Origin of the sequence: Candidatus Accumulibacter sp. ACC005, assembly GCF_907163215.1 — a bacterium.
Classification (GTDB): Bacteria; Pseudomonadota; Gammaproteobacteria; order Burkholderiales; family Rhodocyclaceae; genus Accumulibacter; species Accumulibacter regalis.
Map to the genome: position 1 here is coordinate 340,217 of NZ_CAJQUB010000004.1, position 11,670 is coordinate 351,886.

Consider the following 11,670-nt stretch of genomic DNA (forward strand, 5'->3'; position numbering starts at 1 on the left):
ACCCTGATAGTGAGAGTAAAAACATATGTCTACAACGATGCGTCAGATGCTCGAGGCCGGCGTTCACTTCGGCCACCAGACACGATTCTGGAACCCCAAGATGGCGCCCTACATATTTGGCGCCCGCAACAAGATCCATATCGTCAACCTGGAAAGGACGCTGGCCAAGTACAACGAAGCCATGACTTTCGTTCGCAAGCTGTCCGCGAACAAGGGCAACATTCTGTTTGTCGGGACCAAGCGCCAGGCGCGCGAAATTATGGCCGAGGAAGCCTCTCGTTGCACTTCGCCGTACGTTGACCAGCGATGGTTGGGTGGAATGCTGACCAACTTCAAGACGATCAAGCAGTCGATCAAGCGCCTCAAAGAGATGGAAGGCATGGTCGAAGATGGTTCTCTGGAGCGCCTGGGCAAGAAAGAGGCACTGATGACCACGCGCGAACTGGACAAGATGCTCAAGTCCATCGGTGGTATCAAGGATATGGCGACCTTGCCCGATGCGCTGTTCGTGATTGACGTCGGCTACCACAAGATCGCCATAACCGAGGCCAGCAAGCTGGGTATTCCGGTGGTGGCGGTTGTCGATACCAACCATTCGCCGGACGGTGTCGACTACGTCATCCCGGGTAACGATGATTCTTCGCGCGCCATCCGTCTGTACGCGCGCGGTGTCGCCGATGCCGTTCTTGAGGGGCGCAGCCAGTTTGTCGAGGAGATCATCGAAGCGGTTTCTGGCGATGAGTTCATTGAAGAGGCCAGCGACGACTGATCGTCGCCTGCTGCGGCCGTGCGGCGTGCTGTCGCCCCCGGCCTGTTTGTCCTGAACTGTTCAGTGAGGCGCGGCCGGCACTTCCGGCCGTGTCCACAAGTGGAGATTGCAATGGCGGAAATTACCGCAAGTATGGTGAAAGAGTTGCGCGAGAGAACCGACGCGCCGATGATGGAGTGCAAACGGGCGCTGACCGAGGCTGCTGGTGACCTTGGCAAGGCTGAAGAAATTCTGCGCGTCAAGCTTGGTTCGAAAGCGAGCAAGGCCGCAAGTCGAATTACCGCCGAGGGTGTGGTGGCAGTTTATCTGTCGGACGACGGCAAGGTTGGTGTTCTGATCGAAGTCAATTCTGAGACCGATTTCGTCGCCAAGAACGACGAGTTTCTGAAACTCGCCAGCGATAGTGCGGCGCTGGTCGCCAGCCACGACCCGGCCGACGTGGCTGCCTTGTCGGCCTTGCCGCTGGGTGACGGGACCGTCGAGTCGACGCGTACTGCCTTGGTCGGAAAAATTGGCGAAAACATGTCGATTCGGCGCTTCGTGCGCATGCAGGCCAAGGGCAGGCTCGCTACCTACATTCATGGTGGCGCCAAGATCGGCGTCCTGCTCGATTTTCAGGGTGGTGACGAGCAACTGGGCAAGGATCTGGCCATGCAGATCGCTGCCGGCAAGCCGAAGGCGCTGGATTCGACGGGGGTCGCCGCTGATCTGATCGAGAGCGAGCGGCGCATCGCTATCGAAAAAGCAAAAGAAGCCGGCAAGCCGGAAGCGATGCTGGAAAAAATTGCCGAGGGCACGGTGCAGAAATTCCTCAATGAGGTGACCCTGCTTGGCCAGGTCTTTGTCAAGGCCGAAGACGGCAAGCAGACGATCGCCCAGTTACTCAAGGCCAAAGGGGCATCGGTTGAGGGTTTCACGCTGTTTGTCGTTGGCGAAGGCATTGCCAAGAGGAGCAACGATTTCGCGGCCGAGGTGGCTGCCCAGGCCGCTGCGGCCCAGAAGTAAGCGAAGACCCGTCGCCACACCGACCATGGAGCTAGACGCCAATGTCCAATAAATCGCCAAGATACAAGCGCATCCTGCTCAAACTCTCCGGTGAGGCCCTCATGGGCTCTGATGCTTACGGCATCAACCGGCAGACGATTTCCGGAATCGTTGCTGAAATCAAGGTGATCGTCGACATGGGCGTTCAGGTCGGCGTGGTGATCGGCGGGGGCAACATCTTTCGCGGTGTTGCCCCCGCCGCGTCGGGCATGGACCGGGCTCAGGCAGACTACATGGGGATGCTGGCGACGGTGATGAACGGCTTGGCCCTGCACGATGCCATGCGCTCAGCCGGAATGGCCTCGCGCGTTCAGTCGGCACTGAACATTGAGCAGGTCGTCGAGCCGTACATCCGTGCCAAGGCCATTCGCTACCTGGAACAGGGTCGGACGGTGATCTTTTCCGGTGGGACGGGAAACCCCTTCTTCACGACCGATACGGCCGCCGCCTTGCGTGGTGCAGAAATCGGTGCTGAAATCGTGCTTAAGGCGACCAAGGTAGATGGCATCTACTCGGCAGACCCGAAGAAGGATCCCCTGGCCATTCGCTACGACCGGATCAGCTTCGACGAGGCGATTGCCCAGAATCTGGCGGTGATGGATGCCACTGCTTTCGCGCTCTGTCGAGACCAGAAGTTGCCGATCAACGTCTTCTCGATTTTCAAGAAGGGCGCTTTGCAGCGGGTTACGATGGGCGAGCATGAAGGCACCCTGGTGTATTGCTGACGGAGACCAAGATGTCCATAGCAGATGTAAAAAAGGCTACAGAGAAGAAGATGCAGAAGTCCCTGGACGCGCTCCGGGTGGACCTCGCCAAGGTGCGCACCGGGCGTGCTCATATTGGGCTACTCGACCACGTCCAGGTCGAATACTATGGTTCGATGGTGCCGATCAATACTGTCGCCAACGTGACCTTGATCGATGCCCGTGCGCTAGGGGTTCAGGCCTGGGAGAAAGGCATGGCGGCGAAGGTCGAGAAGGCCATTCGTGACTGTGACCTGGGGCTCAATCCGTCGTCGCAAGGGGATCTGATCCGGGTGCCGATGCCGGCGCTGACCGAGGATCGGCGGCGCGACTTGATCAAGGTGGTGAAAGCCGAGGCCGAAGGTGCCAAGGTGGCGATTCGCAATTTGCGGCGGGACGCCATTGCAACACTGAAAGAAATGCTCAAGAACAAGGAGTGCTCCGAAGATGAAGAGCACCGCGCTCAGGACGACATTCAGAAACTCACCGACCGTCACGTTGCGGAAATCGATCAGCAACTCAGCCACAAGGAAACCGAGTTGATGGCTATCTAGGGCTAGGGGACCAGTTATAGCAATGGCACTTTTCGCCAGTTCCACTCGCGGAGTTCCGGCAACTTCGGCGGTGCCGCGGCATGTGGCGATCATCATGGACGGCAATGGGCGATGGGCCAGGAAGCGTCTGTTGCCGCGCTTTGCGGGCCATCATCGTGGCGTCGAAACCGTGCGTGCGACGGTCAAGACCTGTCTTGAGCGGGGTGTCGAGTTTCTGACCCTATTTGCATTCAGCTCGGAGAACTGGCGTCGTCCGCAAGAGGAAGTTTCCCTCTTGATGCAGCTCTTCGTAAGGGCGCTGAAGGATGAAGTCAGCAAGCTGCATCGCAACGGGGTTCGCCTGCGGGTGGTCGGCGATCTGTCACGCTTCGATGTGGACCTGCAGGCGCTAATCCGCAGCTCCGAGGAGCGGACGGCAGGCAACACTCGGCTGATCCTGACCGTGGCTGCGAACTACGGTGGGCGCTGGGACATTCTTCAGGCCGTCAACCGCATGGTGCTTAGTGAGCCGGAAAAGATTGGCGAGTGGGCCGAGAGCGATCTCGCGCCACACCTGGCGATGAGCTACGCGCCGGAGCCCGATCTGTTCATCCGCACGGGTGGCGAACAGCGGATCAGCAATTTCCTGCTCTGGCAGCTGGCCTATTCCGAGTTCTACTTCACCGAAATGCTCTGGCCGGAGTTTGATGCAGCCGCTTTCGATGCCGCGCTGGCGTCTTTTCAGAAGCGCGAACGCCGTTTCGGACGAACCAGCGAGCAACTGGTTGACGGTTCTCCGGCGACCAGTGCAGCAGCGACGGGCCGGCGTATAGATGCTTAGGACGCGGGTAATCACCGCGGTCGTCCTGTTCGCCGCTTTCTTTACCGCCCTTTTCTACCTGCCGCCCGCGGGTTGGCTGGTCTTCGTCACGGCGATAGCCGCCGTCGCCGCCTGGGAGTGGGGGGCGTTGATGCGCCTTGCTGCGGTCGCACGGATCGCGCTTGGGGTTCTGGTCGTCGCGCTGTGCGCCTTGCTGAGTGCCGTCGAACCGGCTGCTGTCGGGCTTGGCGCGGGTTTTTCGCAGCCGGCAGCGTGGCGCCTGGGTGCCTTCCTCTATTTGCCCGCGGCCGCTTTCTGGCTCCTCGCGGTACCGATCTGGCTGGGCCGCCGTTGGCTTTTGTCGAACGCGCTGCTTGGCCTGCTGACCGGCATGGTCTTGATCCTGCCGACGTGGCTGGCCCTGGTGCAGCTAAGGCAAGCGGGGGCGCTGGCCTTGCTGGCGATCATGGTCGTCGTCTGGCTGGCGGACATTGGTGCCTACTTTGCCGGTCGCCGTTTCGGGAAACACAAGCTGGCGCCCAATATCAGCCCGGGAAAAACCTGGGAGGGGGCCGTTGGCGGTGGCATCGCAGTCCTCGCGTATGGCTTTCTGTTGTCGTCGAAACTGCCGGTGGCGCTGGCCGAGAAGCCATTTCTGCTGCTCGTGGTACTGGTCGCTCTGACCTCGATCAGCGTCGTCGGCGATCTCTTTGAGTCCTTGCTCAAACGCCAGGCAGGCCTGAAAGATAGCAGTAACGTCTTGCCCGGGCATGGGGGGGTTCTTGATCGTATCGACAGTCTCACTTCGACGCTGCCACTGGTTGCCCTGGTCTGGCTGGTGACTTTTCCATGAATGCGGGCAGCGCCGTGCAACGCTTGACGATCCTCGGATCGACCGGGTCGATCGGGGTCAATACCCTGGACGTCGTTCGTCGCCATCCGCAGCGCTATCAAATGGTGGCCCTGTGTGCGCATCGGCAGATCGATCGCCTGTTCGAGCAGTGCGTCGAGTTTGAGCCGCGCCATGCCGTTGTCGGCGAGGCCGCCCTGGCTGCCGAACTCGCGGCGCGCTTGCTCGCCGTCGGCTCCAGGACCGAGGTTGGCTACGGCCCTGATGCGCTGTTGCGCATGGCGGCGCTGCCCGAGATTGACACCGTCATGGCGGCCATCGTCGGTGCGGCCGGCTTGCCGCCGACCTTGGCAGCGGCCGTCGCCGGCAAGAAGATTCTGCTCGCCAACAAGGAAGCATTGGTCATGGCTGGCGCGGTTTTCATGCGCGCCATTCGTCAGAGTGCCTCCATCCTGTTGCCGATCGATAGCGAGCACAATGCGATCTTTCAGTCGTTGCCGAGTGGTTATTCGGGTGATCCTGACGACGGCGGGGTGCTGGGTCTGTATCTCACGGCCTCGGGCGGTCCGTTTCGTCTGACGCCGGTCGCTGACCTTGCTTCGGTCAGTCCGGAGCAGGCCTGTGCGCATCCGAACTGGGTGATGGGACGGAAGATTTCGGTGGACTCGGCGACGATGATGAACAAGGGTCTCGAGGTGATCGAGGCGCATTGGCTGTTCAACGTCCCGGCCGAGCGCATCGAAGTGGTGATCCACCCGGAAAGCATTGTCCATTCGCTGGTTCAGTATGCTGACGGCTCGGTGATTGCCGAACTGGGCAATCCGGACATGCGTACGCCGATCGCGCATGCGCTGGCCTACCCGCAGCGTATTTCTGCCGGTGTCGAACCGCTGGACCTGTTCAAGGTGGCGGCGCTGCATTTCGAGCGCCCCGACTTGCAGCGCTTTCCCTGCCTTGCCCTTGCCTATCGTGCTCTCAAGGAGGGCGGTTGCGCGCCAACGACGCTGAATGCGGCCAACGAAGTAGCAGTCGAGGCTTTCCTCGACGGGCGCATCGGCTTCACGGCAATTCCCCGGGTGATTGCCGGCGCCATGGACGAGTTGCCGGCAAGCTGCGTGCCAGGCTCGCTGGCCGAAGTCCTGGCCGCCGATCGAATGGCACGCATCGCCGCCGAGCAGTTGGTCGTCGTGCTAGGCCGTCAATGAGTGGCTTTCTGTACTACCTGGCGGCGTTTGCCCTGGTCCTCGGAATTCTGGTCGTGGTGCATGAGTTCGGCCACTATCTCGTCGCCCGTTGGGTCGGCGTCAAGGTGCTGCGTTTCTCGGTCGGTTTCGGCCGGCCGCTGTGGTCGAAGCGCTTGGGGGCGGACGGCACCGAGTGGGCGATTGCCGCCTTTCCCCTGGGCGGTTATGTCAAGATGGTCGACGAGCGCGAAGGCGAGGTTGCTGTCGAAGACTTGCCGCGCAGCTTCAACCGGCAGCCGGTGCTGTCGCGAATTCTCGTCGTTGCAGCGGGACCCGCAGCCAACTTCCTGCTCGCTATCGTGCTCTATTGGGGGCTCTTCTGGCACGGTACCGAGGAGTTCAAGCCACTGCTGGGAGCGCCGGTGGCGGCCAGTGCTGCCGCTGCAGCCGGACTGGAAGACGGCGAGTTGGTGCTCAAGGTCGCCGGGGAAAAGGTTCAGACCTGGCAGGACATGCGTTGGTTGTTGCTGCAGCGGGCGGTCGATCAGGACCTGATCGACCTTGAAGTGATCAATGCCCGCAACGAGATCAGCATCCGTCGTCTCGACGTGTCGCCCGTCCGGCAATCGGGCTGGGACGGTGACGCCCTGGCACGCCTCGGTTTGGGCCTCTACCGTCCGCAACTGCCCGCGGTTTTCGGCACGATCAGTGGCAACAGCGCTGCAGCCGACGCCGGTTTGCGTTCCGGAGACACGGTGCTGGGTGTTGATGGCCAGGCCATCGACAGCTGGGCAGACTTCGTGCGCATCGTGCGCCGCTCGCCGGGGAAGCCTCTTGCGCTCGATCTTCTGCGTGACGGCAAGCAAATGGCGATCACCGTGACTCCGGTCGCGGTCGACGAACAGGGGAAGGAGATCGGCCGCATTGGCGTCGCCGTCAGCGATGGCGACCGGTCGCACGCCGCGTTGATGGTCACCATCAGCTACGGCCCTCTCGTGGCATTGACCAAGGCGGTCGTGGAGACTTGGGAGAAGTCGACCTTCACCCTGTTGATGATCGGCAAGATGATCACTGGCGAAGTATCGTGGCGAAATATCAGCGGCCCGGTGACCATTGCTGACTACGCCGGCCGATCGGCGAGGCTGGGGCTGGACTACTACATCAAGTTCCTGGCGCTGGTCAGCATCAGCCTCGGCGTCCTGAATCTCTTGCCAATCCCGATTCTGGATGGGGGCCATTTGTTGTATTATCTCGTCGAAATCATCAAGCGTGGGCCAGTTTCCGAGCGCAGCATGGAAGTCGGTCAGAAGATCGGCATGGCGCTCCTGTTCATGTTGATGGCTTTCGCTTTCTACAACGATATCAATCGACTGTTTTCCGGCTGAGCTCATGAACAAATCCCTGCTTGCAGGTCTGGTTGCCACCTTGTTTGCGACTGGCGCCACGGCCATGCAACCGTTTACGGTCAAGGACGTTCGTGTCGAAGGCATTCAACGCGTCGAAGCCGGCACCGTCTTCAGCTACCTGCCGGTCAAGGTCGGCGAAACAATGAACGACGACAAAGCGGCGCAGGTCATCAAGACCCTGTTTGCGACCGGATTTTTCAACGACGTCCGCATAGAAGTCGATGGTGACGTGCTCATCGTCGTCGTTCAGGAGCGACCGGCAATTGCGCAGATCGACTTCGTCGGCCTGAAGGAGTTCGATAAGGAGCAGTTGCTCAAGGGCCTTAAGGAAGTCGGCATCGCCGTATCACGCACCTTCGATCGAGCGACACTCGAGAAAGCCGAGCAGGAACTGAAACGCCAGTATCTGTCGCGTGGCAGGTATGCGGTGACCATAACCACGACCATCACGCCGCTGGACCGCAATCGCGTGGCAATCAACTTCGATGTCGACGAAGGTGACGCCGCCAAGATCAGACAGATCAACATTGTCGGCGCGCATGCCCTCAAGGAAAAGGATCTTCTCGGCGTGCTGGAGCTGAAAACGCCAAGCTGGATCAGTTGGTACACCAAGAGCGACCAGTACTCGAAGCAGAAGCTTGCCGCCGATCTCGAAACGCTGCGTTCCTACTACCTCGACCGTGGCTTTCTCGAGTTCAACGTCGAGTCCACCCAGGTTTCGATCAGTCCCGACAAGCAGGACATCTACATCACGATCAGCATCAACGAGGGGGATCGTTATCTTGTCTCATCGGTGAAGCTGGCCGGTGACCTGACCCTGCCGGAAGAAGAGTTCCGGGCGTCGGTCAAGATCAAGCCGGGCGACGTTTTCTCCCGCGAAAAGCTCAACGAGAGTACCAAATCGATCAGCGACAAACTCGGTGCGCAAGGCTACGCGTTTGCCAACGTCAACGCGGCGCCGGATGTCGACAAGGAAAAGCATCTGGTTGCCTTCACGATTTTCGTCGATCCCGGCAAGCGTGCCTACGTCCGGCGGATCAACGTTACGGGAAACACCAAGACGCGCGACGAGGTCGTTCGGCAGGAAGTGCGCCAGATGGAAGGCGCCTGGTACGACGCAAGCCGGGTTGTTGCATCCCGTGAAAGAATCGATCGGACCGGTTACTTCAGCGAGGTTAACGTCGAGACGCCGCCCGTACCTGGCACCATTGATCAGGTTGACGTCAACATCAATGTGGCCGAGAAGTCGACCGGCAATATCTCCCTCGGAGCCGGCTACTCGAGTGCGGAGAAAGTGATTCTCTCGGGCTCGATCTCGCAATCAAATATTTTTGGTAGCGGCAAGTTCCTTGCCCTGCAACTGAACACCGGCAAGTTGAACCGAACTCTCGGAATCAACTACACCAATCCTTACTTTACCGTCGACGGTATCAGTCAGGGTTTCGATCTCTATTACCGCACGCTCAACCCGACCTCTCTCGGCTACGCATTTCAGTCAACGTCATACGGAGGCGGCGTCCGCTTTGGTTATCCGATCAATGAAAAGGAAACGATCAATTTAGGCCTGGCGGTCGATCAAACGACGATCGACATTACGCCGATTACCGCTGCAACGCCGATCCAGTATATCCAGTTCCAGGCCGAGCACGGCGACTCCAATGTCACGTTGCCGGCGACGGTGGCCTGGGTCAGCGACACTCGGGACAGCGCCATCTATCCGACCAAAGGGGGAACCCAACGCGCCGGAATAGAGGTGGCAATTCCCGGGGCAGACCTGACTTTCTACCGAGCAACCTATCAGCATCAGCGCTACTTCCAGATCGTCAAGGATATGGTGCTGATGGTCAATTTCGACTTCGGCTACGGGGGCGGTCTCTCGGGCCAGACCCTGCCGTTCTACAAGAACTACTTTGCCGGTGGCGTCAGTTCGGTACGTGGCTACGATACAGCCAGCCTCGGCCCGGTCGATCCGCAATATCCGGATACACGCCTTGGCGGTACGCGCAAGGCGGTGTTCAATACGGAGATCCTGATGCCGTTTCCGGGCGTCGACAAGTCATTCCGCTTCGGTCCATTTTTTGACGCCGGCAACGTTTTTACCGACAACTATACCTATGCCGAAGAAGGATTACGGAGTTCGGTCGGGCTGGCTGCAGCCTGGATTTCGCCCCTCGGGCCGCTGAAATTCAGCTACGGTCAGCCGATCAACGAGCAAAGTAGTGATAAACTCCAAAAGTTCCAGTTCCAGTTTGGAACGACTTTTTAACTCAGGAGAATAAGCTTGAAGAAGACGATTGCCAGACTGCTGGTTGCGTTGATGGCTTCGCTGCCGGTGTCCTACGCGTCGGCGGTGGAACAACTCAAGGTCGGGTACGTCAATACCCAGCGTCTTTTCCGTGATGCACCGGCAGCGGTGCGAGCGGCCAAAAAGATCGAGCAGGAATTCTCCAAGCGCGACCAGGATTTGCAGCGTCTGGCGAAGCAGGTGCAGGGCTTGCAGGAGACCCTCGAGAAAAATGGTGTGACCATGGCCGAACCTGATCGTCGCGCAAAGGAGAAGGACCTTGGCGAGTTGTCGAGGGAGTTCCAGCGCAAGCAACGCGAGTTCCGTGAAGATCTGAACCTGCGCCAGAACGAGGAGAACGCGGCGATCATTGAAAAGGCCAACAAGGCGATCAAGCAGCTTGCCGAGAATGAGAAATACGACCTGATCGTTCAGGACGTCGTCTGGGTCAGCCCGCGACTCGACATCACCGACAAGGTGATCAAGGCCTTGTCCGATCCCAAGGACGGGAAGTAAGCCTAAGCTCGCCGAGCCACGGAGTTGAGGTGTCAGGAGGCCTGCGGCTAGACGAGATCGTTGCCTGTCTCGGCGGCGTCCTTGTAGGCGATGGCTCGGTCGTCGTCTCGCAGGTTGGTAGCCTGCTTTCGGCAGGCGAGGGGCGCATCGCCTTTCTCGCCAATTCCAGATACCGCCAGCAACTGAAAGCAACGCGCGCGGCGGCGGTGATCGTGCCGCCGCAGTTCTCGCAAGAGACCTCGCTACCGCGAATCGTTCATCCCAATGCCTACGCCTACTACGCGCGCGTTGTTGCCCTGCTCAATCCGATCCGGCAACGTTGCCCGGGCGTCCATCGCGGCGCCGTGGTCAAATCGGACCTGCCGCCATCGTCGAGTGTTGGCGAGAACGTCGTCATCGGCGAGCGCGTTCGCCTTGGCGACAATGTGACCCTCTACCCCGGTTGTGTGATCGGTGATGATGCCGCGATCGGCGACGATTCCGTGCTCTACCCGAACGTCGTGCTCTATGACGCCTGCGTGATTGGCAAGCGGGCGATTATCCACGCCGGCGCGGTTCTCGGTGGCGATGGCTTTGGCTTTGCCAAGGAGGGTGAGCGCTGGGTCAAAATCCCGCAGATCGGTCGGGTCGTGATTGGTGACGATGTCGAAATCGGGGTCAATACTTCAATCGACCGTGGTGCGCTGGACGATACGGTCATCGGCGACGGCGTCAAACTCGACAACCAGATTCAGATTGGCCACAACGTCAGTATCGGCGAGCATGTGGCGATGGCAGGCTGTGTCGGGATCGCCGGCAGCACCCGAATAGGGCGTCGCTGCACGGTCGGTGGGGCGGGCATGATCATCGGTCATCTCGAACTCGCCGACGATGTGCACATCTCGGCGGGTAGTATGGTGACCAAGAGCCTGTCTAGAGCGGGACAATACACCAGCATATTTCCGCTCGAAGGGCACCAGGAATGGTTGCACAATGCAGCACAGATCAGGCGTCTGGCAAGACTCGCCGAGCGGGTCGCCGACCTTGAAAAGAAACTCGAACTGAGGGAGAACGCGCCTTGAACACAATGGATATACACGAAATCCTCGAGCATCTGCCGCATCGCTATCCCTTTCTCCTGGTCGACCGCGTGCTCGATTTCGAGCTCGGCAAGTCTATCCATGCTTACAAGAACGTGACGGTCAACGAACCGTTTTTTGTCGGTCACTTTCCGCATCACCCGGTGATGCCGGGCGTGTTGATCATGGAGGCTCTGGCGCAGGCGGCCGGAATCCTGTCTTTCAAGACCATGGGCGCCAAGCCGGACGCCAATTCCGTCTTCTATTTCGTCGGCATCGACGGCGCACGCTTCAAGAAACCGGTGACAGCGGGTGACCAGTTGCACTTGCACGTACTCATTCAACGTCAAATGCGCGGCATCTGGAAATACAAGGCGGAAGCCCGCGTCGACGGTGAAATCGTCGCCGAGGCCGAGCTCATGTGCGCCAAGCGCGATGTCGGCGGAGTCGGCGGATGACGGGT

The 11,670-nt window shown here is 59.7% G+C and carries 12 protein-coding genes; all 12 read left to right on the forward strand.

Going from position 1 to position 11,670, the window contains the following annotated elements; translation table 11 throughout:
- The first annotated feature begins 25 nt into the window (after positions 1-25).
- The 12 genes from rpsB to fabZ all read left to right on the forward strand — a co-directional run bounded on the left by rpsB (position 26) and on the right by fabZ (position 11,665).
- Entirely contained in the window at positions 26-769 is a 744-nt protein-coding gene (gene rpsB / locus QZ613_RS04485) for a 30S ribosomal protein S2 (protein ID WP_043565399.1), read from the forward strand.
- 111 nt (positions 770-880) lie between these two features.
- Entirely contained in the window at positions 881-1,774 is an 894-nt protein-coding gene (gene tsf / locus QZ613_RS04490; protein ID WP_043565401.1) for a translation elongation factor Ts, read from the forward strand.
- 41 nt (positions 1,775-1,815) lie between these two features.
- Positions 1,816-2,538: a UMP kinase gene (gene pyrH, locus QZ613_RS04495; protein WP_291867886.1), complete on the forward strand. Its 723-nt coding sequence runs from the start codon at positions 1,816-1,818 to the stop codon at positions 2,536-2,538.
- Between the two features lie 11 nt (positions 2,539-2,549).
- The gene (gene frr, locus QZ613_RS04500; protein ID WP_043565501.1) at positions 2,550-3,110 is read left to right on the forward strand and encodes a ribosome recycling factor; all 561 of its coding nucleotides are present in this window, start codon (positions 2,550-2,552) and stop codon (positions 3,108-3,110) included.
- A 22-nt stretch (positions 3,111-3,132) separates the two neighbouring features.
- Entirely contained in the window at positions 3,133-3,930 is a 798-nt protein-coding gene (uppS, locus tag QZ613_RS04505) for a polyprenyl diphosphate synthase (protein WP_043565403.1), read from the forward strand.
- On the forward strand, positions 3,923-4,762 hold the full coding sequence (locus QZ613_RS04510) for a phosphatidate cytidylyltransferase (RefSeq protein WP_043565404.1): 840 nt from the start codon (positions 3,923-3,925) through the stop codon (positions 4,760-4,762). The genes uppS and QZ613_RS04510 overlap by 8 nt, the downstream gene beginning before the upstream one ends.
- A complete protein-coding gene (gene ispC / locus QZ613_RS04515) occupies positions 4,759-5,964 on the forward strand; it encodes a 1-deoxy-D-xylulose-5-phosphate reductoisomerase (protein WP_291981627.1) in 1,206 nt (401 codons plus the stop codon). The genes QZ613_RS04510 and ispC overlap by 4 nt, the downstream gene beginning before the upstream one ends.
- Complete coding sequence (gene rseP / locus QZ613_RS04520; protein WP_291867895.1) at positions 5,961-7,328, forward strand: RIP metalloprotease RseP; 1,368 nt, start codon at positions 5,961-5,963, stop codon at positions 7,326-7,328. Before ispC ends, rseP begins: the two co-directional genes overlap by 4 nt.
- 4 nt (positions 7,329-7,332) lie before the next feature.
- Positions 7,333-9,615 carry an outer membrane protein assembly factor BamA gene (bamA, locus tag QZ613_RS04525; RefSeq protein ID WP_291867897.1) on the forward strand — a complete coding sequence of 761 codons (2,283 nt, stop codon included), beginning with the start codon at positions 7,333-7,335 and terminating at the stop codon, positions 9,613-9,615.
- A 51-nt stretch (positions 9,616-9,666) separates the two neighbouring features.
- On the forward strand, positions 9,667-10,149 hold the full coding sequence (locus QZ613_RS04530) for an OmpH family outer membrane protein (protein ID WP_043565502.1): 483 nt from the start codon (positions 9,667-9,669) through the stop codon (positions 10,147-10,149).
- Positions 10,150-10,178: 29 nt separating this feature from the next.
- Positions 10,179-11,210 (forward strand): UDP-3-O-(3-hydroxymyristoyl)glucosamine N-acyltransferase, encoded by a 1,032-nt coding sequence (gene lpxD, locus QZ613_RS04535; RefSeq protein ID WP_043565411.1) that lies wholly within the window; start codon positions 10,179-10,181, stop codon positions 11,208-11,210.
- A 5-nt stretch (positions 11,211-11,215) separates the two neighbouring features.
- The gene (gene fabZ / locus QZ613_RS04540) at positions 11,216-11,665 is read left to right on the forward strand and encodes a 3-hydroxyacyl-ACP dehydratase FabZ (protein WP_043565413.1); all 450 of its coding nucleotides are present in this window, start codon (positions 11,216-11,218) and stop codon (positions 11,663-11,665) included.
- Positions 11,666-11,670: the final 5 nt, after the last annotated feature.

Bases quoted from the DNA above. Each gene is read 5' to 3' on its own strand.
- uppS (WP_043565403.1), top strand. From the start codon at position 3,133: ATGGCACTTTTCGCCAGTTCCACTCGCGGAGTTCCGGCAACTTCGGCG.
- fabZ (WP_043565413.1), top strand. From the start codon at position 11,216: ATGGATATACACGAAATCCTCGAGCATCTGCCGCATCGCTATCCCTTT.
- rpsB (WP_043565399.1), top strand. From the start codon at position 26: ATGTCTACAACGATGCGTCAGATGCTCGAGGCCGGCGTTCACTTCGGC.
- bamA (WP_291867897.1), top strand. From the start codon at position 7,333: ATGAACAAATCCCTGCTTGCAGGTCTGGTTGCCACCTTGTTTGCGACT.
- QZ613_RS04510 (WP_043565404.1), top strand. From the start codon at position 3,923: ATGCTTAGGACGCGGGTAATCACCGCGGTCGTCCTGTTCGCCGCTTTC.
- frr (WP_043565501.1), top strand. From the start codon at position 2,550: ATGTCCATAGCAGATGTAAAAAAGGCTACAGAGAAGAAGATGCAGAAG.
- pyrH (WP_291867886.1), top strand. From the start codon at position 1,816: ATGTCCAATAAATCGCCAAGATACAAGCGCATCCTGCTCAAACTCTCC.
- tsf (WP_043565401.1), top strand. From the start codon at position 881: ATGGCGGAAATTACCGCAAGTATGGTGAAAGAGTTGCGCGAGAGAACC.
- rseP (WP_291867895.1), top strand. From the start codon at position 5,961: ATGAGTGGCTTTCTGTACTACCTGGCGGCGTTTGCCCTGGTCCTCGGA.
- QZ613_RS04530 (WP_043565502.1), top strand. From the start codon at position 9,667: ATGGCTTCGCTGCCGGTGTCCTACGCGTCGGCGGTGGAACAACTCAAG.
- ispC (WP_291981627.1), top strand. From the start codon at position 4,759: ATGAATGCGGGCAGCGCCGTGCAACGCTTGACGATCCTCGGATCGACC.